This is a genomic window from Pseudomonas sp. MPDS, assembly GCF_013283895.1.
Classification (GTDB): domain Bacteria; phylum Pseudomonadota; class Gammaproteobacteria; order Pseudomonadales; family Pseudomonadaceae; genus Aquipseudomonas; species Aquipseudomonas rhizophila.
Genome location: NZ_CP054128.1, coordinates 1772918 through 1797573 on the forward strand (window position 1 = coordinate 1772918; position 24656 = coordinate 1797573).

Below are 24656 nucleotides of genomic sequence, written 5' to 3' on the forward strand. Positions count from 1 at the left end.
GGTTGCACTCAAAGTTTCAGCACACCACCAAAAACTGTGGGAGCGAGCCTGCTCGCGATGCCCAAAATTCCCCGGCCATCAAGCCTGCCGATAACCTGTGACCTGACACCAACCCGTGGCGAGGGAGCTTGCTCCCGCTGGCTGCGTAGCAGCCCCAATTCCATATCACCAACAAAAAACCGCCGCCTGAACAACGGACAACGGACGACGGCTTCTGATGGAATCTCAAAACCCTCGCAAAATCCGAGAAGCTTTCCGCCACCAATGCGCAACGATTCTGAGTTTTTCCTAGGGCAAAGGTTGCTTGGCTGCCCTGAGTTAAACTCGATATCGGCTCTTATAGAAAACAAAAAACCCCGTTTTCACGGGGTTTTTATTTAAGCGTGCAGCCTAAGATTTTTCTTTCGAATCAATCCCAGCTCAAAGCCCCACCCGTCTGATACTCAATCACCCGAGTCTCAAAGAAGTTCTTCTCTTTCTTCAAGTCCATGATCTCGCTCATCCAAGGGAACGGGTTCGTCGTCCCTGGATACTCTTCCTTCAGACCAATCTGCGACAGGCGACGGTTAGCGATGAACTTGAGGTAGTCCTCCATCATCGCCGCGTTCATGCCCAGCACGCCGCGAGGCATGGTGTCGCGCGCGTATTCGATCTCCAGCTGAGTCCCTTGCAGGATCATCTGGGTCGCTTCTTCCTTCATCTCGGCATCCCACAAGTGCGGGTTTTCGATTTTGATCTGGTTGATCACGTCGATGCCGAAGTTCAGGTGCATGGATTCGTCGCGCAGGATGTATTGGAACTGCTCGGCGACGCCGGTCATTTTGTTGCGGCGGCCCATGGAGAGGATCTGGGTGAAGCCGCAGTAGAAGAAGATGCCTTCCAGAACGCAGTAGTAGGCGATCAGGTTGCGCAGCAATTCCTTGTCGGTGTCCGGGGTGCCGGTTTCGAACTTCGGATCGGAGATCGAACGGGTGTATTTCAGGCCCCAGGCGGCTTTTTTCGCGACCGATGGGATCTCGTGGTACATGTTGAAGATTTCGCCTTCATCCATGGCCAGCGATTCGATGCAGTACTGGTAGGCGTGGGTGTGGATCGCCTCTTCGAACGCCTGGCGCAGGATGTACTGGCGGCATTCGGGGTTGGTGATCAGGCGGTACACGGCCAAGACCAGGTTGTTGGCAACCAGGGAGTCGGCGGTGGAGAAGAAGCCCAGGTTGCGCATCACGATGCGGCGCTCGTCGTCGGTCAGGCCTTCCGGGGTTTTCCAGAGGGCGATGTCGGCGGTCATGTTGACTTCTTGCGGCATCCAGTGGTTTGCGCAGCCGTCCAGGTACTTCTGCCAGGCCCAGTCGTATTTGAATGGCACGAGCTGGTTGAGGTCGGCGCGGCAGTTGATCATGCGCTTTTCATCGACGGCGACACGGGCGGAGGCGCCTTCGAGTTCGGCGAGGCCTTCGGCGACGTCGAGTTTGTCGAGGGCGGCCTTGGCGCGAATGATCGCGGCCGAGTCGCTGGCCGTCACGGCCCGGGCTTCGAGGGCGGCGGCACCGCCGGCGCTGTCGAGGCGGTCCATGTTGGCTTCAGAAGCGTGGCCGGCGTTGGCGCCTTTTACAGCGACTTCGCCGTCTTCTTTGTCGAATTCGTCCCAGCTCAGCATGACGTGTTGTCTCCTGCGTGAGGGCCAGATGCCCGTTGAAGGCCTACTGGCCGCGGTGGATCTTGGAAAATCGTTTGTTGCAGCAGCTGACGCAGGCAATAAACAGAAAAATGTACGGGTCGTTCTGAAGCGGCTGTGAGCGCGAGGAGGCAATGGGCCTCTGCGTGGGCTTCAGGCTGGTTTGACTCCCTGTAAGGGAATATTGCAGGCCCGTTTAAGGCGGCATTATAAGGACTTTTTTGCCTACGTGCTGCGGCGAAATAGCCCACGGAGGAGGTCGCGGGCGGTATATCCGCGTGGGAGCAAGGGTTTACAAGGCTTTGGCCGCTGAAGATTTTTTTTGCATGGGTCGGGTGACGGTATTTTTTGATCAAAAAAACGAGCGTTTTTTGAGGTTTTGCACTACATGTTGTGTTTGCAAGGGCTTTTTGATGGTTACAGACACAACCAAGCCCGATCAAAATCGGGCTATGGAAAATGCCATTTATGATCAACCGATATGTGCCGAACCGGTGTGGTCATAGCCATCTTCAGCGACAGTAGCGGAGCCGGTGCGGTCGTAGCCATCCTCGGCAACGGTGGCCGAACCGGTTCGGTCGTAACCGTCTTCAGCGACAGCGGAGCCGGTGCGGTCATAACCGTCGGCGGCAAAGGTCTGGGCGGCCAGGACGGACAGGGTCAAGGCAAGGATCAGTTTGGTTTTCATGGAGGTTGCTCCTGGTTCGTTTAAGTTGATCAGCCGTTGGAGCAGCCGGTGCCCATGACGCTGTAGCGCAGGATGTGGCGCTGGCCTTTGGAGTCGTCGTATTCCATCTTGGCCGGGACCACTTCGCAGACGTTCGGGATGTCGTTCATGGAGATGACTTTGGCGATGTCCAGGTGGGTGGAGTAGGTGTACTCCTCAATGGCTGGTTTTTGCTGTGCAACGTCGGTCGGGGCCTCATCTGCCATCGCGGTGACGCTAAGGCCAGCGAGGACCAGAACCCATAAAGCTTTCATCTGTTTCACCTTTTTTGAGGTCGAGTGGGGTCACGCAACCTTTTTGGGGCTGCGTGTGGAACAGGTTTTGGGAGTTGGATTAACGGCCTTCGTGGGGGCTGTGTTGCGTTAATCGTGTTTGCCGGTTGGCGAGGTGGATTTTAGGGGGTGGGGGTAATCGCAAAAAGACCGGGTTTTGATAAACACTGTTGGTTGATCTGGTAATAATCGTTGCAGAGTCCGGTGGCTGTCTGTGCCATCGATGTTGGATGTGCCGCCGCTATCGCGAGCAGGCTCGCTCCCACAGGGGAGCGGCGTTGGACACAAAGCAAGCGTTCAGTGGAGATCAATTGTGGGAGTGAGCCTGCTCGCGATGGCGGTGTGTCAGTCAATATCAATGCAAACTGATCCACCACCCTCAGGAGCAAGCCCACTCCCACACAGGAAAAGGCCTGCTGGCAGGGGGTTGCACGTTAGTACCGACATTTTGTAGGGACTTGTTACTACCATCGTCGAATGGTTCTATAGGCTCGCCCCGGCTACAACGGGTACATACAAAAACAACTATGTCACCGAGGTAAGAAAGATGAGTGCGGCTTCTCTGTATCCCGTTCGTCCCGAGGTAGCGGCTAACACGCTGACTGACGAGGCGACCTACAAGGCCATGTACCAGCAGTCGGTGGTCAACCCGGATGGTTTCTGGCGCGAGCAGGCCAAGCGCCTCGACTGGATCAAGCCTTTCACCACGGTGAAGCAGACGTCCTTCGACGATCACCATGTCGACATCAAGTGGTTTGCCGATGGCACCTTGAACGTTTCCTACAACTGCCTCGACCGTCATCTGGCCGAGCGCGGCGATCAGATTGCGATCATCTGGGAGGGCGATGACCCTGCCGAGAGCCGCAATATCACCTATCGCGAGCTGCATGAAGAAGTCTGCAAGTTCGCCAACGCCCTGCGCGGCCAGGACGTGCATCGCGGCGACGTGGTGACGATCTATATGCCGATGATCCCCGAAGCCGTGGTCGCCATGCTGGCCTGCACCCGGATCGGCGCGATTCACTCGGTAGTGTTTGGCGGTTTCTCGCCGGAAGCACTGGCCGGTCGGATTATCGACTGCAAATCCAAAGTGGTGATCACTGCTGACGAAGGTATTCGTGCAGGCAAGAAGATCCCGCTCAAGGCCAACGTCGATGATGCGTTGACCAACCCGGAAACCAGCAGCATCCAGAAAGTCATCGTGTGCAAGCGCACGGCTGGCAACATCAAGTGGAACCAGCACCGTGACATCTGGTACGAAGACCTGATGAAAGTGGCCGGTACCGTTTGTGCGCCGAAGGAAATGGGCGCTGAAGAGGCGCTGTTCATCCTCTACACCTCCGGTTCCACCGGTAAGCCAAAGGGCGTGCAGCACACCACCGCCGGTTACCTGCTCTATGCGGCCCTGACCCATGAGCGCGTGTTCGACTACAAGCCGGGCGAAGTCTACTGGTGCACCGCCGACGTCGGCTGGGTCACCGGCCACAGCTACATCGTCTACGGCCCGTTGGCCAATGGCGCGACCACGCTGTTGTTCGAAGGCGTGCCGAACTACCCGGACATCACCCGGGTGGCCCAGGTCATCGACAAGCACAAGGTCAATATTCTCTACACCGCGCCGACCGCCATCCGCGCGATGATGGCCTCGGGCACCGCCGCTGTCGAAGGTGCCGATGGCAGCAGCCTGCGCCTGCTGGGTTCGGTGGGCGAGCCGATCAACCCGGAAGCCTGGGACTGGTACTACAAGAATGTCGGCAAGGAGCGTTGCCCGATCGTCGACACCTGGTGGCAGACCGAAACCGGTGGCGTGCTGATCAGCCCATTGCCGGGTGCCACGGCGTTGAAGCCGGGTTCGGCCACGCGTCCGTTCTTCGGCGTGGTGCCAGCGCTGGTGGATAACCTTGGCAACCTGGTGGAAGGCGCGGCCGAAGGCAATCTGGTGATCCTCGATTCGTGGCCAGGCCAGGCGCGCACGCTGTACGGCGACCACGACCGCTTTGTCGACACCTACTTCAAGACCTTCAGCGGCATGTACTTCACCGGCGACGGTGCGCGTCGTGACGAGGACGGCTACTACTGGATCACCGGTCGGGTGGATGACGTGCTCAACGTGTCCGGCCACCGCATGGGCACGGCCGAAATCGAAAGCGCCATGGTTGCCCACCCGAAAGTCGCCGAAGCGGCGGTGGTGGGTGTGCCGCACGACATCAAGGGGCAGGGCATTTATGTCTACGTGACCCTCAATGCCGGCGAAGAAACCAGCGAGGCCTTGCGTCTGGAACTGAAGAACTGGGTGCGCAAGGAGATCGGTCCGATTGCCTCGCCAGACGTGATCCAGTGGGCCCCGGGCCTGCCGAAGACCCGTTCCGGCAAGATCATGCGCCGCATCCTGCGCAAGATCGCCACGGCGGAATACGATGGGCTGGGTGATATCTCCACCTTGGCTGATCCGGGTGTGGTGGCGCATCTGATCGAGACGCACAAGACCATGAACGTCGCCTGACGGTAACCCGTAACACCGAAAAGCCCCGCCCGGTTTTGCCGAGCGGGGTTTTTTTATGGTCGCTAACGCCAGGAGAGTTTGACGTGTGGTGCCTTTGTGGCGAGGGAGCTTGCTCCCGCTCGGCTGCGCAGCAGTCGTAAACCGGCCAATGCGGTATGACTGAACGACCGCTGTGCCTGGCTTTGGGGCTGCTGCGCAGCCCAGCGGGAGCAAGCTCCCTCGCCACGGGTTCGATGGATGAATAAATATCGGCGTTTAAAGTAGGAGGGGGCTGAACGTTACCGGTGTTTCGGAATGTGTAACCAAAGGCGCCACAACGGGGCGATGTGAAACGCGAAGCCCCGTTATAGGGCGGATCCAGGCGTCTTGGAAAACAAGGCGACACGCTGTGCTTGCCGGATTAGAAGGGTTTGCGAATAATGGGCCCGCAATTTGCAGCATAGATCGGTTTCCTTTCTTTTGCTCTTGCATGAATTTGCGGGGCTGTCAATGCGCTCAGGTCGCGTTTTCTGTGCTTCTGTAATTTGTTGTCGCATTGAAGAAATATCGGCTTCGGGCCTGTCGTTAGAATGCCGATCACTCGCTCGTCGTGAGCTGCGTTGAATTGACGCACGCTTTCTTAGGACGCAGCACTAAAGTTCGTTCCACCCATTCGCATATTGGGCTGTTGCTCACTCTGCCGTTTTTGCCCTTTCCCGATGGAGTCCCAAGATGAAGAAACTTGTGCTGCTTGGCGCCCTGGCACTGTCCGTGCTGTCCCTGTCGACATTCGCCGCAGAAAAGCCCCTGAAAATCGGTATCGAAGCGGCTTACCCTCCGTTCGCCTCGAAGGCCCCGGACGGCAGTATCGTCGGTTTCGACTACGACATCGGCAATGCACTGTGCGAAGAGATGAAGGTCAAGTGCGTGTGGGTCGAGCAGGAATTCGACGGCCTGATCCCGGCGCTCAAGGTGCGCAAGATCGACGCGATCCTGTCTTCCATGTCCATCACTGAAGATCGCAAGAAGTCTGTTGATTTCACCAACAAGTATTACAACACCCCGGCTCGTCTGGTGATGAAGGCCGGCACTCAGATCAGCGAGGGCCTGACCGAGCTCAAGGGCAAGAACGTCGGCGTGCAGCGCGGTTCGATCCACGAGCGCTTCGCCCGTGAAGTCCTGGCCCCGCTGGGTGCCGAGATCAAGCCGTACGGTTCGCAGAATGAAATCTACCTGGACCTGTCCGCCGGCCGTCTCGACGGCACCGTGGCAGACGCTACCCTGTTGGATGACGGTTTCCTCAAGACCGACGCCGGCAAGGGCTTTGCGTTCGTGGGCCCGGCCTTCACCGACGTCAAATACTTCGGTGACGGCGTAGGCATCGCGGTTCGCAAGGGTGATGCCCTCAAGGACAAGATCAACGGCGCGATTGCCGCCATTCGCGAGAACGGCAAATACAAGCAAATCCAGGACAAGTACTTCGCCTTCGATATCTACGGCCAGTAACAACGTCCCGCCACTCGTGCGAAATGGCGCAAGCAACAGGATCTCTGCGGTTTGCGCCATTTTTTCATCCCACTCTCGAGGATCTGAATCATGTTGAAAGGCTACGGGGCTGTCATCCTCGATGGCGCATGGTTGACGCTTGAGCTCGCCTTGTCGTCCATGGCCCTGGCCATTGTCCTGGGGCTGATCGGCGTCGCGTTGCGCCTCTCGCCAGTGCGCTGGCTGGCGTGGCTGGGTGACCTGTATTCCACGGTCATTCGCGGCATTCCCGACCTTGTGCTGATCCTGCTGATTTTCTATGGCGGCCAGGACCTGCTCAATCGCGTGGCGCCGATGCTCGGTTATGACGATTACATCGACCTGAACCCGCTGGCGGCCGGCATCGGTACCCTGGGGTTCATCTTCGGTGCGTACCTGTCGGAAACCTTTCGCGGTGCATTCATGGCCATCCCCAAAGGGCAGGCCGAAGCGGGCATGGCGTATGGCATGAGTGGGTTCCAGGTGTTTTTCCGGGTGATGGTGCCGCAGATGATTCGCCTGGCGATTCCGGGGTTCACCAACAACTGGCTGGTGTTGACCAAGGCCACGGCGCTGATTTCGGTGGTGGGCCTGCAAGACATGATGTTCAAGGCCAAGCAGGCGGCGGATGCCACCCGCGAGCCTTTCACCTTCTTCCTGGCAGTGGCGGCAATGTACCTGGTGATTACCAGTGTCTCGTTGCTGGCATTGCGTCAACTCGAGAAGCGCTACTCGGTAGGCATAAGGGCGGCTGATCTATGATCTTCGACTACAACGTCATCTACGAAGCCTTGCCGCTGTACTTCAGCGGCCTGCTGACCACCTTGAAGCTGCTGGCCCTGTCGCTGTTCTTCGGTCTGCTGGCGGCGTTGCCCCTGGGGCTGATGCGGGTGTCCAAGCAGCCGGTCATCAACATGACCGCCTGGCTCTATACCTATGTGATTCGCGGCACGCCGATGCTGGTGCAGCTGTTTTTGATCTACTACGGATTGGCGCAGTTCGAAGCCGTACGCGAGAGCTTCCTCTGGCCGTGGCTGTCCAGCGCGACCTTCTGTGCCTGCCTGGCCTTTGCCATCAATACCAGCGCCTACACCGCCGAAATCATCGCCGGCAGCCTGCGCGCCACGCCTAACGGTGAGATCGAGGCGGCCAAGGCCATGGGCATGTCACGCTACAAGTTGTATCGCCGGATCCTGCTGCCATCGGCCCTGCGCCGGGCGCTGCCGCAGTACAGCAACGAAGTGATCATGATGTTGCAGACCACCAGCCTGGCCTCCATCGTGACCCTGATCGACATCACCGGTGCCGCGCGCACGGTGAATGCGCAGTACTACTTGCCGTTCGAGGCTTACATCACGGCCGGCGTTTTCTACCTGTGCCTGACTTTTATCCTGGTGCGCCTGTTCAAGCTGGCCGAGCGCCGCTGGCTGGGTTACCTGGCCCCGCGCAAGCACTGATAACGCATCGATCCGATCGACTGCTCAACGACTGACGTTTTGTGAGAACCGACCGCATGTACAAGCTCGAAGTCCAAGACCTGCATAAACGCTATGGCAGTCACGAAGTGCTCAAGGGTGTGTCCCTCAAGGCCGCCGCCGGCGATGTGATCAGCATCATCGGCTCCAGTGGTTCGGGCAAAAGTACCTTCCTGCGTTGCATCAACCTGCTTGAGCAACCCCATGCCGGCAAGATTCTGCTCAACAACGAAGAGCTGAAACTGGTGGCTGGCAAGGACGGCGCCTTGAAGGCCGCCGACCCCAAGCAACTGCAGCGCATGCGTTCGCGGCTGTCGATGGTGTTCCAGCATTTCAACCTGTGGTCCCACATGACCGCGCTGGAAAACATCATGGAAGCGCCGGTGCATGTGCTGGGCGTAGCCAAGGCCGAGGCGCGCGAAAAGGCCGAGCACTACCTGAACAAGGTCGGCGTGGCGCATCGCAAGGACGCCTACCCGGGCCATATGTCCGGCGGTGAACAGCAGCGCGTGGCGATTGCCCGGGCGCTGGCGATGGAACCGGAAGTCATGCTGTTCGACGAGCCGACTTCGGCCCTTGATCCGGAACTGGTGGGCGATGTGCTCAAAGTGATGCAGGCCCTGGCGCTGGAAGGCCGGACCATGGTGGTGGTGACCCACGAAATGGGCTTTGCCCGGGAAGTGTCGAACCAACTGATCTTCCTGCACAAAGGCATCGTTGAAGAAAGCGGCAACCCGCGCGAAGTGCTGGTCAATCCGCAATCGGAGCGGCTGCAACAATTTCTTTCGGGCAGCCTCAAGTAATCGCTCCCGTTACGCACCTGATTCAGGTCATGCTGCGCATCGCGCGCCAGATGGTCTAATTTGGTTGCAGCCGCTTTTGGCTTTAACACTGTTTTCGCTTCGGATTGCCCACCATGACTGCCCATCGAATTGGTTTCCTGATTTGGCCCAGCACTAAAGCCTTGACGCTGGCGCTGGCCGAGGAGGCCTTGCGTGTTGCTCAGCGGGTGCATCCGGATGTCGTCTACGAATTGTCGTTTTTGCAGGCCGAGCCGCAGACCGAAGGCGCCTGGCAGCTACCGGGCGAACCCTGGGCCGGCAAGCTTGAAGGTTTCCAGAAGCTGTTTCTGCTGGCTGACGAACCCCCGGCCGCTCTTGCGCCACCCCTGAGCAGCGCGCTCAAACAGCTGGTGCGTGCCGGTTGTGTGATTGGCGGTTTGTCCGCCGGTGTCTACCCGTTGGCCCAACTGGGTCTTCTCGATGGTTTCCGCGCCGCCGTGCATTGGCGCTGGCAGGACGACTTTTCCGAGCGTTTCCCCAAGGTCATTGCCACCAGCCATCTGTTTGACTGGGACCGCGATCGCCTGACCGCTTGCGGTGGCATGTCGGTGCTCGATCTGCTGCTGGCTGTGTTGGCGCGCGATCACGGCGCGGAACTGGCCGGCGCGGTCTCGGAAGAACTGGTGGTCGAGCGCATCCGCGAAGGGGGCGAGCGCCAGCGTATCCCGTTGCAGAACCGTCTGGGCTCCAGCCATCCGAAGCTCACCCAGGCCGTGCTGTTGATGGAAGCCAACATCGAAGAACCGCTGACCACCGACGAAATTGCCCAGCATGTGTGCGTGTCCCGTCGCCAGTTGGAGCGGATTTTCAAGCAATACCTCAATCGCGTGCCGAGCCAGTACTACCTGGAACTGCGTCTGAACAAGGCGCGGCAGATGCTGATGCAGACCAGCAAATCGATCATTCAGATCGGCCTGTCCTGCGGCTTCTCCTCGGGGCCACATTTTTCCAGCGCCTATCGCAACTTCTTCGGCGCCACGCCTCGGGAAGACCGCAACCAGCGGCGCAGCAGCAGCCCATTCGAATTGTCGTCGGTGCCATCCGAGCGCGGCTAGGGCCGGCGCCTCCTCTGTAAGGGCGGGGGTATGTAACCCTGTGGCGAGGGGATTTATCCCCGTTGGGTTGCGAAGCAACCCCAAGACAGTCAACCCAATCTATCTGGCACACCGAATTGCCTGCTTTAGGGTTGCTTCGCAACCCAGCGGGGATAAATCCCCTCGCCACAAGGTTTTGCATGGCCAGGGAAATGTAGAAGCCAACGCCTAAAATCCCGCGACAACGTTTAAACTGCGCCTTTGCGACGCTATTTGTCGCATTGCCATAAACCCGCTAAAAACGGGGGTTGGCGCTATAAGAAGTTGTCGCTTGGCGACAAGGCCGGGCTGAAAACTGTCCTTACAATCCCCTCATCGCTCGCCAGTTCCAGGCGGGTGTTCCTCTTCAGGAGACTCCGATGTCCGTTGAGCAAGCCGCCGTACAACGCGCCGATTTCGATCAGGTTATGGTCCCCAACTATGCGCCTGCTGCTTTCATCCCTGTGCGTGGCGCCGGTTCCCACGTGTGGGACCAGTCCGGTCGCGAACTGATCGACTTCGCCGGCGGTATCGCGGTCAACGTATTGGGACACGCCCATCCGAAACTGGTCGCCGCCCTGACCGAACAAGCGAACAAGCTGTGGCATGTGTCCAACGTCTTTACCAATGAGCCGGCCCTGCGCCTGGCCCATAAACTGGTCAATGCAACCTTTGCCGAGCGGGCTTTCTTCTGCAACTCCGGCGCCGAAGCCAACGAGGCCGCCTTCAAGCTGGCCCGTCGCGTCGCGTTCGATCGTTTCGGGAGCGAGAAGTACGAAATCATTGCCGCGCTCAACAGCTTCCACGGCCGTACGCTGTTCACCGTGAACGTGGGCGGGCAATCGAAGTATTCCGACGGTTTCGGTCCTAAAATCACCGGTATTACCCACGTCCCTTACAACGACCTGGCGGCTTTGAAAGCGGCCATTTCGGATAAGACGTGCGCCGTGGTGCTGGAGCCGATCCAGGGCGAGGGCGGCGTATTGCCGGCCGAGCTGGGTTACCTGCAAGGTGCCCGTGACTTGTGCGATGCCCACGACGCGCTGCTGGTATTCGACGAAGTGCAGACCGGCATGGGCCGTAGCGGCCACCTGTTCGCCTACATGCATTACGGCGTGGTCCCGGACATCCTCACCAGCGCCAAGAGCCTGGGCGGTGGTTTCCCGATCGCGGCAATGCTCACCACTGAAGCGTTGGCCAAGCATCTGGTAGTCGGCACCCACGGCACCACTTACGGCGGCAACCCGCTGGCGTGTGCGGTGGCCGAAGCGGTGATCGATACCGTCAATACGCCTGAAGTGCTCGAAGGCGTGAAAGCCAAGCACCGCAAGTTCAAGACCCGCTTGGAGCAGATCGGCGAGAAATACGGCCTGTTCACCCAGGTGCGTGGTTTGGGGCTGCTGATCGGCTGTGTGCTGAACGACGCCTGGAAAGGCAAGGCCAAGGACATTTTCAACGCCGCCGAACAGGAAGGCCTGATGATCCTGCAGGCAGGTCCGGACGTGATTCGTTTCGCGCCGAGCCTGGTGGTCGAAGATGCCGACATCGATGCCGGCCTGGACCGCTTCGAGCGGGCCGCGGCGAAGCTGACGCAAGCCTGATTTTTAAAGGCCGGACCTGATCCATTGTGGGAGCGAGCCTGCTCGCGATGCAGGCGACTCGATCTGCCTGATGGGCCGAGGCGATCCTGATCGCGAGCAGGCTCGCTCCCACAGCAAGACCGTTTTACACGTGCGTTGAAGCGCTTGCCGGTCCGGTATTTTTTCTTTGTGTCGACCAATGGGTCGAACCATTTATTTCAAGTAAAGGAGTGACACCATGCTGGTGATGCGCCCCGCACAAATGGCGGATCTGGGCGAGGTACAGCGTCTGGCTGCGGACAGTCCGATCGGTGTCACTTCCTTGCCGGATGACGTGGAACGCCTGAGCGACAAGATCGCCGCGAGCGAAGCCTCGTTTGCCGCCGAAGTCAGCTTCAACGGTGAAGAAAGCTATTTCTTCGTCCTTGAAGACACCGCGACCGGCAAGCTGGCGGGCTGTTCGGCCATCGTTGCCTCGGCCGGTTATTCCGAGCCGTTCTACAGTTTCCGCAACGAAACGTTCGTTCACGCCTCCCGTGAGCTGAAGATCCACAACAAGATCCACGTGCTTTCCCAGTGCCACGACCTGACCGGCAACAGCTTGCTGACCAGCTTCTATGTGGTGCCGGAATTGGTCGGTTCGCCCTGGTCGGAGCTCAATTCGCGTGGGCGCCTGCTGTTCGTCGCCAGCCATCCGGAGCGCTTTGCCGATTCGGTGGTGACCGAGATCGTCGGCTACAGCGATGAAAATGGCGACTCGCCGTTCTGGGACGCCATCGGTCGCAACTTTTTCGACCTCAACTACGCTGCCGCCGAGCGCCTGTGCGGGCTGAAGAGCCGCACCTTCCTCGCCGAGCTGATGCCGCATTACCCGATCTACGTGCCGCTGTTGCCGGACGCCGCCCAGGAAGCCATGGGCCAGGTCCATCCGCGTGCGCAGATCACTTTCGACATCCTCATGCGCGAGGGTTTCGAGACCGATCATTACATCGACATCTTTGACGGTGGCCCGACTCTGCATGCCCGTGTCTCGGGGATCCGCTCGATTGCCCAGAGCCGCGTGGTGCCGGTCAAGCTCGGCGAGCCCGTCAAGGGCGCCGGCCGGCAATACCTGGTGGCCAACGCCCAGTTGCAGGATTACCGCGCCGTTCTGTTGGAGCTTGACTACGCGCCCGGCAAACCGGTGACCCTGGATATGGAAGCGGCCGAAGCCTTGGGCGTCGGTGAGGGTGCCAGCGTGCGCCTGGTGGCGGTTTAACGCCTTACAGCGAAGTTTCGCGGGTGGCGCAAGCGGCCCGTTTGAGGAGATAGCATGATCGTTCGTCCCGTACGCAGCAGCGATTTACCCGCTCTGATTGCCCTGGCCCGCAGCACCGGCACCGGCCTGACCACCTTGCCGGCCAACGAGGAGCGCCTGGCTCATCGGGTCGGCTGGGCCGAGAAGACTTTTCGCGGCGAAGCCGGACGTGGCGATGCGGACTACCTGTTCGTGCTCGAAGACGACGACGGTCGTGTGGTGGGCATCTCAGCCGTCGCCGGGGCCGTTGGGCTGCGCGAGCCCTGGTACAACTTCCGGGTCGGCCTGACGGTCAGCGCCTCCCAGGAGCTGAACATCTATCGGGAAATCCCGACGCTGTTTTTGGCCAACGACCTGACCGGCAACTCCGAGCTGTGTTCGCTGTTCCTGCATGCCGACTACCGCACTGGCCTCAATGGCCGCATGTTGGCCAAGGCGCGGCTGCTGTTCATCGCCGAATTCCCGAACCTGTTTGGCAACAAGATCATCGCCGAGATGCGTGGCATGTCCGATGACCGAGGCCGCTCGCCGTTCTGGGAAAGCCTGGGGCGACACTTTTTCAAGATGGAGTTCAGCCAGGCCGACTACCTGACCGGCGTGGGCAACAAGGCCTTCATCGCTGAGCTGATGCCCAAGTTCCCGCTGTACACCTGTTTCCTGTCGGAGGATGCCCGGGCGGTGATCGGCCAGGTTCATCCCGACACGGAGCCGGCGCTGTCGATGCTCAAGAGCGAAGGTTTCAGTTACCAGGGTTACGTCGACATCTTCGACGCCGGCCCGGCCGTTGAATGTGAAACCGGCAAGATCCGCGCGATCCGCGACAGCCAGGCACTGGTATTGGCCATCGGCACGCCGGGCGACGACGCCACGCCGTTCATCATGCATAACCGCAAACGCGAAGACTGCCGCATCACTGCTGCACCGGCGCGCTTGGCCGCGGGCACCCTGGTGGTTGATCCGCTGACTGCCAAACGTCTTCAACTCAACGCCGGCGATCAGGTGCGCGCCGTTGCGTTGTCCGCTGCTCGGGAGTCGAAATAATGAAGTCGCTGTACATTGCTGGAAGCTGGCTGGAAGGTCAGGGTGATCTCTTTGAGTCGTTGAACCCGGTGACCCAGCAAGTGCTGTGGTCTGGCAATGGCGCCACGGCGGCGCAGGTGGAGTCGGCGGTGCAGGCCGCGCGTCAGGCCTTCCCGGACTGGGCCCGCCGTTCGCTGGATGAGCGTATCCAGGTGCTGGAAGCGTTTGCCGCTGCCTTGAAGAGCCACGCCGATGAACTGGCCCACTGCATCGGTGAAGAAACCGGCAAGCCGTTGTGGGAAGCGACCACCGAAGTCACCAGCATGGTCAACAAGGTCGCCATTTCGATTCAGAGCTACCGCGAGCGGACCGGCGAAAAAAGCGGCCCCCTGGGTGACGCCATCGCTGTGCTGCGGCACAAGCCCCACGGTGTGGTGGCAGTGTTCGGCCCTTACAACTTCCCCGGCCATTTGCCCAACGGTCACATCGTACCGGCCTTGTTGGCGGGCAACACCGTGTTGTTCAAACCCAGCGAACTGACCCCGAAGGTCGCTGAGCTGACGGTCAAGTGCTGGGTCGAGGCCGGCCTGCCGGCGGGCGTGCTGAACCTGCTGCAAGGTGCGCGGGAAACCGGTATCGCCCTGGCGGCCAATCCGGGCATCGACGGGTTGTTTTTCACCGGCTCCAGCCGCACCGGCAACCTTTTGCATCAACAGTTTTCCGGGCGCCCGGATAAGATCCTGGCGCTGGAAATGGGCGGTAATAATCCGCTGGTGGTGGATGAGGTGGCGGACGTCGACGCGGCGGTCTACACCATCATTCAGTCGGCCTTCATTTCTGCCGGGCAGCGCTGTACCTGCGCGCGCCGCCTGTTGGTGCCCGAAGGGGCGTGGGGCGATGCCTTGCTGGCGCGCCTGGTGGCGGTCAGCTCGACGCTGGAAGTCGGCGCCTTTGATCAGCAACCGGCGCCATTCATGGGCTCGGTGATTTCCCTGGCCGCAGCGAAGGCGCTGATGGATGCGCAGAACCATTTGCTGGGCCTGGGCGCCGTGCCGCTGTTGACCATGATCCAACCGCAAGCCCAGGCGGCGTTGCTGACACCGGGCATCCTGGATGTGACGACGGTAGCCGAGCGTCCTGATGAAGAACTGTTCGGGCCGTTGTTGCAGGTGATTCGCTACGCGGATTTCGCTGCGGCAATCACCGAGGCCAACAACACCCAATATGGCTTGGCTGCGGGTCTGCTGTCGGATTCCCAGGAGCGCTACCAGCAGTTTTGGCTGCAGAGCCGTGCCGGCATCGTCAACTGGAACAAACAACTGACGGGAGCGGCCAGCAGCGCGCCGTTCGGCGGTGTTGGGGCCTCGGGCAACCACCGCGCCAGTGCCTACTACGCGGCCGATTATTGTGCGTATCCGGTGGCTTCCCTGGAGACACCAAGCCTTGTCATGCCGGCTGCCCTTACTCCCGGCGTGAGAATGGCGTAGCCCCAATCGCGAGCAGGCTCGCTCCCACAAGGACCATGCAAGACCCTGTGGGAGCGAGCCTGCTCGCGAAGGCCGCGCTGCGGTCTTTACTGATGCCTATAAAAAACAGATTCTCGTGGAGCCTCGCTGATGAAATCCTATGAAGTCAACTTTGACGGTCTAGTGGGGCCGACCCACAACTACGGCGGACTCTCGTACGGCAACGTCGCGTCCCAGAGCAATAGCCAGCAGTCTTCCAACCCCAAGGAAGCGGCGTTGCAGGGCCTGGCGAAAATGAAAGCGCTGATGGACATGGGCTTCCAGCAAGGTGTGCTGGCGCCACAGGAACGTCCCGACGTAGCGGCCCTGCGTCGGTTGGGTTTTGCCGGCAGCGATGCCCAGGTCATTCAGCAGGCTGCCAAAGAAGCGATGCCGCTGCTGGTCGCCAGTTGCTCGGCCTCCAGCATGTGGGTGGCCAACGCCGCCACTGTCAGCCCAAGCGCCGACACGGCTGACGGCCGCGTGCATTTCACTGCCGCCAACCTGAACTGCAAATACCACCGCAGCATTGAACACCCGACCACCAGTCGCGTACTGGGGGCGATGTTTGCCGATCAGCAGCACTTCGCCCACCACGCCGCGCTGCCGGCGGTGGCGCAGTTCGGCGACGAAGGCGCGGCCAACCACACGCGTTTCTGCCGGACCTACGGCGAGGCCGGTGTTGAATTCTTCGTGTTCGGCCGCAGCGCCTTCGATACCCGTTTTCCCGCGCCGCAGAAGTACCCGGCGCGCCAGACCCTGGAAGCTTCTCAAGCGGTCGCTCGTCTGCATGGTCTGAGGGAGGAGGGCGTGGTCTACGCCCAACAGAACCCATCGGTGATCGACCAGGGCGTGTTCCACAATGATGTGATCGCGGTGGGCAACGGCGAAGTGTTGTTCTATCACGAGGATGCGTTTCTCGAGACCGACCGGATGCTGGCCGAGCTGAGCAGCAAACTCGCCAAGGTCGGTGGGAAATTTCAGTCGGTATGCGTGCCGCGTTCGGCGGTTACCGTCGATGACGCGGTACGTTCCTACCTGTTCAATAGCCAGTTGCTGTCGCGTCCCGACGGCTCGATGCTGTTGATCGTGCCGGAGGAGTGCCGCGGCAACGAACGCGTCTGGCAGTACCTGCAAGGCCTGACGGGCTCTGGCGGGGTGATCGGCGAAGTGAAGGTCTTCGACCTCAAGCAAAGCATGCAGAACGGCGGTGGCCCGGCTTGCCTGAGGCTGCGCGTGGCACTCAATGAAACCGAACTGGCCGCCGTCAACCCAGGGGTTATCATGACCGCGCCGTTGTACGATTCGCTGACCCAATGGGTCGAGCGTCACTACCGCGATCGCATGACCGAAAACGACCTGGCAGACCCGCAGTTGCTGCTCGAATGCCGGGCGGCACTGGATGAGCTGACACAAATCCTTAAACTTGGCGCGGTTTATCCTTTCCAGATCAATTGAAAGCGCGCGCGACCTGACTACAGTCAAAGCAGGGCGCGATGCCTTTTTCCCCCGACGAGAACGTAAAAACATGAGCGATACCTTGCAACTGATCCTTGAAGACACCGACGGCACCCAACTGGAAACCTCCTGCACCCGCGTTGCGGTCATGTGGCAGGGCAAAGAGCTGTGGATCCAGCAGGACGGCCGCGGTCAGTTGCTGATCGGCGTCGATGTCGAAGAAGGCGATGAGGAATACGCCAACCTGTTGTTGCGCCCATTGGCGACCAACCTGGTGAGCCTGCAACTGGAAATGGAACCGGCCGACATGGGCGACGATGATCATGTCCATGGCCCGGATTGCGGCCACGACCATTAAGGAGCCGCGCTATGCTCGCCCTCGGCAAATTGCTTGAACTGACCCTCGCCGGCCGTGAACCGGCGGAGAAGACTCAACTGACTGTCGAGGGCGTACGGATGCGCTGGCTGAGCGAGGGCGCGCTGGAGGTCAAGCCGCCCCAGGCCCGGGACAATGGCCAGGACCTGTTGCTGTCAGCCGGTATCCACGGCAACGAAACCGCACCGATCGAATTGCTTGATCGGTTGCTGCACGACATCGCCCGTGGGGATCTCAAGCCACGGGCACGCATTCTGTTTCTGTTCGGCAATCCCGAGGCCATTCGTCGCGGAGAGCGTTTTGTCGAGCAGGACGTCAATCGGTTGTTCAATGGTCGCCATGAGTTGAGCGGCGGCGCCGAGGCGTTGCGGGCGTGCGAATTGGAGCGGTTGGCCGCCAGTTTCTTCAGCGTGCCGGACCGCAGTCGCTTGCATTACGACCTGCACACCGCCATCCGGGGTTCGAAGATCGAGCAATTTGCCTTGTATCCGTGGAAGGAAGGTCGCCAGCATTCACGCCGTGAACTGGCGCGGCTGCGCGCCGCCGGCATGGAAGCGGTGCTGCTGCAGAACAAACCGTCCATTGTGTTCAGCGCCTACACCTATGACCAGTTGGGTGCCGAGTCTTTCACCCTGGAACTGGGCAAGGCCCGGCCGTTCGGGGAAAACGACGGTGTCAACGTCAGCCTGCTGGAAACCCGTCTGCAACAGATCATCGAAGGCACCGAACCCGAATCGGACGAAAGTCTGGACGGCCTGCAACTGTTTAGCGTCGCGCGGGAAATCATCAAGCACAGCGACAGTTTCCGCCTGAACCTGCCGGCGGACATCGAGAACTTCTCGGAGCTTGGAAAAGGTTATGTGCTGGCCGAAGACATTGCCCAGACCCGCTGGGTGATCGAAGAAGAGGGCGCCCGGATCATCTTCCCCAACCCCAAGGTGAAGAATGGTTTGCGGGCCGGGATCCTGATCGTGCCGGCGACGGACGAAAACCTGATCTGAAGTCCCCACAAAACCAATGTGGGAGCGAGCTTGCTCGCGATAGCGGTGTTTCAGTCAATCCTGAAAGTGACTGACACTCGGCTATCGCGAGCAAGCTCGCTCCCACAGTTTTTTTGCAGCTTTTAAACCGCTACCGCCCGCTGCTCACTGCGCCGCAACGCCCGGGTCTTGTGCAGGGTATCGGCACAGGTCTTCGCCGCTTCCTGGCCCTTGTGCACGAAATGCTCAAAGAAGAACTTCTGATGTTCTTCCCCAGCGTGGAAGTGATGGGGAGTGAGTACGACCGAGAACACCGGCACCTCGGTTTCCAGCTGAACCTGCATCAGGCCGCTGATCACCGATTGGGCGACGAATTCGTGACGGTAGATGCCGCCGTCCACCACCAGGCCAGCGGCGACGATGCCGGCGTAGCGGCCAGACTTGGCCAGCAGTTTGGCGTGCAGCGGGATCTCGAAGGCGCCGCCGACTTCGAAGAAGTCGATATCGCTTTCCTGATAACCCTGACTGATCATTTCGGCGACGAAGCCTTTGCGGCTCTGGTCGACGATTTCCTTGTGCCAGCAGGCCTGGATGAACGCGACGCGCTCGCCCGGATGATGTTTGCTTTTGCTGTCGATTGCGGTGGGTTGCATGTTCTGGTTCCTGTTTGTGTAAAAAACAGGGCGTCATGAATCGAAGGGGATTCGAGGGTGCGTCGCGCGCAGACAGTCGCAGACGGCCCTTGGGTGCCGATCCCGTTCTCTCTTCATCCGGACTATGACCGTCGGCCCCGGAATCACACCGGGTCTGCTGACCTTGACGCTACACCGCAAAAGCCGTGTATCGCCAAGCGCTCGCGGGCTATGCACCTTGCGTGCAATTACCGCCGGTGGGGAATTGCACCCCGCCCTGAGAACGTTTCGCCGCCATGGTTTTTGGCGGCGCAGGATTTTTAACACATAACCCCTGTGGGAGCGAGCTTGCTCGCGATAGCGGTGGTTCAGATTGCATTGATGTTGGATGCGCTGCCGCCATCGCGAGCAAGCTCGCACCCACAGGTGTTCTGAGTGATCTTCAGGTGCAGGTGATCTTTTCCTTCGACTGGTCTTGATTAATCGTCGCCATGACCGCAGTAATTGACCTTCGAAAGGGAATTCCCCCACCCGCACCCGAGGCCAGATTCATGAGCGTTATCGATCTTCGCAGCGACACCGTCACCCAACCTTCCGCCGCCATGCTCGACGCCATGGCCAGCGCGCCGACCGGCGACGATGTGTACGGCGAAGATCCGACCGTCAATCGCCTCGAAGCCGAACTGGCTGGGCGTCTGGGGTTCGCGACGGCGCTGTTCGTGCCCACGGGTACCATGAGTAACCTGTTGGGGTTGATGGCCCATTGCGAGCGTGGTGATGAATACATCGTTGGCCAGCAGGCTCACACCTATAAATACGAAGGCGGCGGTGCGGCGGTACTGGGTTCAATCCAGCCGCAACCCCTTGAGGTACAAGCGGACGGCTCTCTGGACCTGGAGCAAGTCGCCGCCGCGATCAAACCCGATGACTTCCACTTCGCCCGTACTCGCCTGCTGGCGCTGGAAAACACCATGCAAGGCAAGGTCCTGCCGCTGGAGTATCTGGCCCGGGCCCGGCGTTTCACGCGCGAGCACGGCCTGGCGTTGCACCTTGACGGCGCGCGGCTGTACAACGCCGCAGTCAAGTTGAACGTCGATGTCCGGGAGATCACCCAACATTTCGATTCGGTGTCGGTGTGCCTGTCCAAGGGCCTTGGCGCTCCCGTTGGCTCGGTCCTCTGCGGCAGCGCCGAACTGATCGGCAAGGCGCGCCGGCTGCGCAAGATGGTGGGCGGGGGTATGCGCCAGGCCGGGATCCTGGCTGCGGCGGGGTTGTATGCCCTGGATCATCAGGTCCAGCGCCTGGCCGATGACCACGCCAATGCCCAGCGGCTTGCCGAGGGCTTGAGTGGGGCGGGTTACGAGGTCGAGCCGGTGCAGACCAACATGGTGTACGTGCAGATGGGCGAGCGGGCCGAGGCCATCAGGGCGTTTGCCGCCGAGCGTGGTATCAAGCTCAGCGCCGCGCCGCGCCTGCGAATGGTGACCCACATGGATGTTAGCGCCGCGCAAATCGACGAAGTGATCCGCTCTTTCGTCGACTTTTCCCGTAACTGACCCGCCAAGCGGCCCAATTGACAGTTTCTATCGCATAAACACGCTGTACCCCACGCGAAGGGCCGATATAATGCGGCCCTTTGCCGTTGCTTCGTCTGTTGACGTTTTGCACAGGCCTTTGGCCGCAGCCTCCGTGGAAGAACCTAATGAAAAGCGCAGAAATCCGTGAAGCCTTCCTTCGCTTCTTCGAAGAGCAAGGCCACACCCGAGTAGCCTCCAGCTCTTTGATTCCGGGCAACGACCCGACCCTGCTGTTCACCAACGCGGGGATGAACCAGTTCAAGGACTGCTTCCTGGGCCAGGAAAAACGTGCCTACACCCGTGCCGTCAGCAGCCAGAAATGCGTGCGCGCCGGCGGCAAGCACAACGACCTGGAAAACGTCGGCTATACCGCTCGTCACCATACCTTCTTCGAAATGCTGGGTAACTTCAGCTTCGGTGATTATTTCAAGCGCGACGCCATCACCTTTGCCTGGACCTTCCTGACCTCCGACAAGTGGCTGAACCTGCCCAAGGAGAAGCTCTGGGTAACGGTCTACGCCAGCGATGACGAGGCTTATGACATCTGGACCAAAGAGGTCGGTGTCCCGGCTGAACGCATGGTGCGCATTGGCGACAACAAGGGCGCGCCATACGCTTCCGATAACTTCTGGACCATGGGCGACACCGGCCCGTGCGGCCCTTGCACCGAGATTTTCTACGATCACGGCGCCGACATCTGGGGCGGCCCACCCGGCTCGCCGGAAGAAGATGGCGACCGCTACATCGAGATCTGGAACAACGTCTTCATGCAGTTCAACCGCACCGCCGATGGCGTGTTGCATCCGTTGCCAGCGCCGTCGGTCGACACCGGCATGGGCCTGGAGCGGATCAGTGCGGTGTTGCAGCACGTTCACTCCAACTACGAAATCGACCTGTTCCAGAGCCTGTTGAGTGCTTCGGCCAAGGCCATCGGTTGCAGTAACGACAACCAGGCTTCGCTCAAAGTGGTGGCCGACCATATCCGTTCCTGCGGCTTCCTGATTGCCGATGGTGTGTTGCCGTCCAACGAAGGCCGCGGCTATGTGTTGCGTCGGATCATTCGTCGCGCCTGCCGTCACGGTAACAAGCTGGGCGCCAAGGGCAGCTTCTTCTATCAGATCGTCGCGGCCCTGGTGGCCGAAATGGGCGAGGCCTTCCCGGAACTCAAATCCCAGCAGGCCCACATCGAGCGCGTGCTCAAGGGTGAGGAAGAGCAGTTCGCCAAAACCCTGGAGCAGGGGTTGAAGATCCTCGAGCAGGATTTGGCCGAGCTCAAGGGCAACGTGGTACCGGGCGATGTCGTGTTCAAGTTGTACGACACGTACGGTTTCCCGATGGACCTGACGGGCGACATCGCCCGCGAACGCAACCTGACCCTCGACGAGGAAGGTTTCGAGCGCGAGATGGAAGCCCAGCGAGTGCGCGCGCGCTCCGCCAGCTCCTTCGGCATGGACTACAACAGCCTGGTCAAGGTTGACGTGGCCACCGAATTCACCGGCTACGCCGCCACGACCGGTTCGGCCAAGATCGTGGCTATCTATAAGGACGGGCAGTCGGTCGACATCCTGAGCGAAGGCCAGGAAGGGGTGATCGTGCTAGACCAGACGCCGTTCTACGCCGAATCCGGCGGACAGATCGGTGACAGCGGTTACCTGCAGGCCGGCAACTCGCGTTTCGATGTGCGTGACACCACCAAGACCGGCGGCGCATTCCTGCACCACGGCGTATTGGCCTCGGGCAGCCTGATGATTGCCGCTCCGGTAGCCGCGCATGTCGACGCCGAGGTTCGTCACGCCACCTCGCTGAACCACTCGGCTACGCACTTGCTGCATGCCGCGTTGCGTCAGGTACTGGGCGAGCATGTTCAGCAGAAAGGCTCTTTGGTGGACAGTCAGCGCTTGCGCTTTGACTTCAGCCATTTCGAGGCTATCAAGCCTGAGCAACTCAAGGCGCTGGAAGACATCGTCAACGCCGAGATCCGCAAGAACTCACCGGTCGAGACCGAAGAAACCGACATCGAGACCGCCAAGCGCAAGGGCGCCATGGCGCTGTTTGGCGAGAAGTACGGCGACAGCGTCCGTGTGCTGAGCATGGGCGGTGATTTCTCCGTGGAGCTGTGCGGTGGTATCCATGCCAACCGGACCGGTGACATCGGCCTGCTGAAGATCATTAGCGAAGGCGGTGTGGCTTCCGGTGTGCGTCGTATCGAAGCGGTCACCGGCGCGGCGGCCCTGGCGTACCTCAACGCTGCTGAAGAACAACTCAAGGAAGCGGCGAACCTGATCAAGGGCAGCCGTGACAACCTGATCGACAAGCTCTCGGCTGTGCTGGAGCGCAACCGTCAGCTGGAAAAGCAACTCGAGCAGTTGCAGGCCAAGGCTGCCAGCGCCGCGGGCGACGATCTGTCGGCCCAGGCCGTGGACCTCAAGGGCGTGAAAGTGCTGGCCGCGCGCCTGGATGGCCAGGACGGCAAGGCACTGTTGGCGCTGGTCGATCAACTGAAAAACAAACTCGGCCGCGCAGTGATCCTGCTCGGCAGTGTCCATGAGGAAAAGGTCGTTCTCGTCGCAGGCGTGACCAAAGACCTGACTGGCCAACTCAAAGCCGGTGATTTGATGAAGCAGGCCGCTGCGGCAGTGGGCGGCAAGGGCGGTGGTCGTCCGGACATGGCGCAAGGCGGCGGCACCGACGCCGGCGCGCTGGACGCAGCACTGGCCCAAACCGTTGCATTTGTAGAGCAGGGTATTTAAGGCAGTGCTCCGGGGTCGTCGTCTAGTGACGACTCCGGTCGCTGTTGAGTGATTATTGGGCGCCCTTCATGGGCAGAGGCGGCTTTGAAATGGCTTTGATCGTACAGAAATTTGGAGGCACCTCGGTCGGTACTGTCGAGAGAATCGAACAAGTCGCCGACAAGGTTAAGAAATTCCGTGAAGCGGGCGATGACCTGGTGGTTGTGCTGTCGGCAATGAGCGGCGAGACCAACCGTCTGATCGATCTGGCCAAGCAAATCAGCGGCGACCAACAGCCGGTTCCGCGCGAACTGGATGTGATCGTTTCCACTGGCGAGCAGGTGACCATCGCCTTGCTGGCCATGGCGCTGATCAAGCGGGGTGTGCCGGCGGTGTCCTACACCGGCAACCAGGTTCGTATCCTGACGGACAGCGCGCACAATAAAGCGCGTATTCTGCAGATCGACGATCAGAAAATTCGCGGCGACCTGAAGGCCGGTCGCGTCGTGGTGGTCGCCGGTTTCCAGGGTGTGGACGAGCACGGCAATATCACCACTCTCGGCCGTGGCGGTTCCGATACCACGGGCGTGGCGCTGGCGGCGGCACTCAAGGCTGACGAATGCCAGATCTACACCGATGTGGATGGTGTCTACACCACCGACCCACGGGTGGTGCCTGTGGCTCAGCGCCTGGACAAGATCACCTTCGAAGAGATGCTGGAAATGGCCAGCCTCGGTTCCAAGGTGCTGCAGATCCGGGCCGTCGAATTCGCCGGCAAGTACAACGTTCCGCTGCGCGTTCTGCACAGCTTCAAAGAGGGTCCGGGCACCCTCATTACTATTGATGAAGAGGAATCCATGGAACAGCCGATCATTTCCGGCATCGCTTTCAACCGCGATGAAGCCAAGCTGACCATCCGTGGCGTGCCAGACACCCCCGGCGTGGCGTTCAAGATTCTCGGCCCGATCAGTGCCGCGAACATCGAAGTCGACATGATCGTGCAGAACGTCGCGCACGATAACACCACCGACTTCACCTTCACCGTGCACCGCAACGACTACCAGGCCGCTGAAGCGGTGCTGAAAAAGACTGCTGATGAGATTGGTGCCCGGGAAGTGGTGGGTGATACCAAGATCGCCAAGGTCTCGATCGTCGGTGTCGGCATGCGCTCTCACGCAGGCGTGGCCAGCCGTATGTTCGAATCCCTGGCCAAGGAAAGCATCAACATCCAGATGATCTCTACTTCGGAAATCAAGGTTTCCGTGGTCATCGAAGAGAAGTACCTGGAGCTGGCCGTGCGCGCCCTGCACACGGCTTTCGAACTCGACGCTGCTGCCCGACAGGGCGAGTAAGGCGTTGTCTTGGGGCGCGGTTTACCGCGCCCTTTGTTTTTCTGAAAGGCGCGCTCCAAAACTGTTCTTTTGCTCGCGCT

Annotated in this window: 20 protein-coding genes and 1 riboswitch; of the genes, 16 read left to right on the forward strand and 4 right to left on the reverse strand. The window is 60.2% G+C overall.

The window, feature by feature from the left end; genetic code table 11:
• Window positions 1-409 precede the first annotated feature (409 nt).
• The 3 genes from HQ912_RS07710 to HQ912_RS07720 all read right to left on the reverse strand — a co-directional run bounded on the left by HQ912_RS07710 (window position 410) and on the right by HQ912_RS07720 (window position 2656).
• Window positions 410-1657 (reverse strand): ribonucleotide-diphosphate reductase subunit beta, encoded by a 1248-nt coding sequence (locus HQ912_RS07710; RefSeq protein WP_025215114.1) that lies wholly within the window; start codon window positions 1655-1657, stop codon window positions 410-412.
• Window positions 1658-2147: 490 nt separating this feature from the next.
• Window positions 2148-2363 carry a hypothetical protein gene (locus HQ912_RS07715; protein WP_047228793.1) on the reverse strand — a complete coding sequence of 72 codons (216 nt, stop codon included), beginning with the start codon at window positions 2361-2363 and terminating at the stop codon, window positions 2148-2150.
• A gap of 29 nt (window positions 2364-2392) precedes the next feature.
• Entirely contained in the window at window positions 2393-2656 is a 264-nt protein-coding gene (locus tag HQ912_RS07720; protein WP_173406644.1) for a DUF2790 domain-containing protein, read from the reverse strand.
• Between the two features lie 565 nt (window positions 2657-3221).
• Between HQ912_RS07720 and acs the strand changes: the two genes are divergently transcribed.
• The 13 genes from acs (at window position 3222) to astE (ending at window position 18307) form a co-directional block, all read left to right on the forward strand.
• A complete protein-coding gene (gene acs / locus HQ912_RS07725; protein ID WP_047228791.1) occupies window positions 3222-5177 on the forward strand; it encodes an acetate--CoA ligase in 1956 nt (651 codons plus the stop codon).
• Between the two features lie 711 nt (window positions 5178-5888).
• A complete protein-coding gene (locus HQ912_RS07730; RefSeq protein WP_047228790.1) occupies window positions 5889-6662 on the forward strand; it encodes an ABC transporter substrate-binding protein in 774 nt (257 codons plus the stop codon).
• 90 nt (window positions 6663-6752) lie between these two features.
• Window positions 6753-7442 carry an ABC transporter permease gene (locus HQ912_RS07735; RefSeq protein WP_047228789.1) on the forward strand — a complete coding sequence of 230 codons (690 nt, stop codon included), beginning with the start codon at window positions 6753-6755 and terminating at the stop codon, window positions 7440-7442.
• A complete protein-coding gene (locus tag HQ912_RS07740; protein WP_047228788.1) occupies window positions 7439-8137 on the forward strand; it encodes an ABC transporter permease in 699 nt (232 codons plus the stop codon). The genes HQ912_RS07735 and HQ912_RS07740 overlap by 4 nt, the downstream gene beginning before the upstream one ends.
• A gap of 56 nt (window positions 8138-8193) precedes the next feature.
• A complete protein-coding gene (locus tag HQ912_RS07745; RefSeq protein ID WP_047228787.1) occupies window positions 8194-8958 on the forward strand; it encodes an ABC transporter ATP-binding protein in 765 nt (254 codons plus the stop codon).
• A 113-nt stretch (window positions 8959-9071) separates the two neighbouring features.
• Window positions 9072-10052 carry a transcriptional regulator ArgR gene (gene argR / locus HQ912_RS07750; protein ID WP_173406645.1) on the forward strand — a complete coding sequence of 327 codons (981 nt, stop codon included), beginning with the start codon at window positions 9072-9074 and terminating at the stop codon, window positions 10050-10052.
• Between the two features lie 398 nt (window positions 10053-10450).
• A complete protein-coding gene (locus tag HQ912_RS07755) occupies window positions 10451-11671 on the forward strand; it encodes an aspartate aminotransferase family protein (RefSeq protein WP_047228785.1) in 1221 nt (406 codons plus the stop codon).
• 217 nt (window positions 11672-11888) lie between these two features.
• Window positions 11889-12908, forward strand: coding sequence for an arginine/ornithine succinyltransferase subunit alpha (gene aruF / locus HQ912_RS07760; RefSeq protein ID WP_047228784.1), 1020 nt, complete (start codon window positions 11889-11891; stop codon window positions 12906-12908).
• A gap of 54 nt (window positions 12909-12962) precedes the next feature.
• On the forward strand, window positions 12963-13988 hold the full coding sequence (gene astA, locus HQ912_RS07765) for an arginine N-succinyltransferase (RefSeq protein WP_047228783.1): 1026 nt from the start codon (window positions 12963-12965) through the stop codon (window positions 13986-13988).
• A complete protein-coding gene (astD, locus tag HQ912_RS07770) occupies window positions 13985-15454 on the forward strand; it encodes a succinylglutamate-semialdehyde dehydrogenase (RefSeq protein WP_173407519.1) in 1470 nt (489 codons plus the stop codon). The genes astA and astD overlap by 4 nt, the downstream gene beginning before the upstream one ends.
• 129 nt (window positions 15455-15583) lie before the next feature.
• Entirely contained in the window at window positions 15584-16930 is a 1347-nt protein-coding gene (astB, locus tag HQ912_RS07775; protein ID WP_076383739.1) for an N-succinylarginine dihydrolase, read from the forward strand.
• Window positions 16931-17000: 70 nt separating this feature from the next.
• A complete protein-coding gene (locus HQ912_RS07780) occupies window positions 17001-17288 on the forward strand; it encodes a hypothetical protein (protein WP_047228780.1) in 288 nt (95 codons plus the stop codon).
• Window positions 17289-17299: 11 nt separating this feature from the next.
• Complete coding sequence (gene astE, locus HQ912_RS07785) at window positions 17300-18307, forward strand: succinylglutamate desuccinylase (protein WP_173406646.1); 1008 nt, start codon at window positions 17300-17302, stop codon at window positions 18305-18307.
• A gap of 122 nt (window positions 18308-18429) precedes the next feature.
• Here astE and HQ912_RS07790 read toward each other — a convergent pair whose 3' ends face one another.
• On the reverse strand, window positions 18430-18939 hold the full coding sequence (locus tag HQ912_RS07790; protein ID WP_173406647.1) for a 6,7-dimethyl-8-ribityllumazine synthase: 510 nt from the start codon (window positions 18937-18939) through the stop codon (window positions 18430-18432).
• Between the two features lie 100 nt (window positions 18940-19039).
• Window positions 19040-19207, reverse strand: a riboswitch (FMN riboswitch).
• 262 nt (window positions 19208-19469) lie between these two features.
• On the opposite strand from HQ912_RS07790, the gene ltaE reads away from it, so the two are divergent.
• The 3 genes from ltaE to HQ912_RS07805 all read left to right on the forward strand — a co-directional run bounded on the left by ltaE (window position 19470) and on the right by HQ912_RS07805 (window position 24576).
• Window positions 19470-20474 carry a low-specificity L-threonine aldolase gene (gene ltaE / locus HQ912_RS07795; RefSeq protein WP_173406648.1) on the forward strand — a complete coding sequence of 335 codons (1005 nt, stop codon included), beginning with the start codon at window positions 19470-19472 and terminating at the stop codon, window positions 20472-20474.
• 146 nt (window positions 20475-20620) lie between these two features.
• Entirely contained in the window at window positions 20621-23245 is a 2625-nt protein-coding gene (gene alaS, locus HQ912_RS07800; protein WP_173406649.1) for an alanine--tRNA ligase, read from the forward strand.
• 89 nt (window positions 23246-23334) lie between these two features.
• Window positions 23335-24576 (forward strand): aspartate kinase, encoded by a 1242-nt coding sequence (locus HQ912_RS07805; RefSeq protein WP_047228775.1) that lies wholly within the window; start codon window positions 23335-23337, stop codon window positions 24574-24576.
• The last annotated feature ends 80 nt before the right edge of the window (window positions 24577-24656 follow it).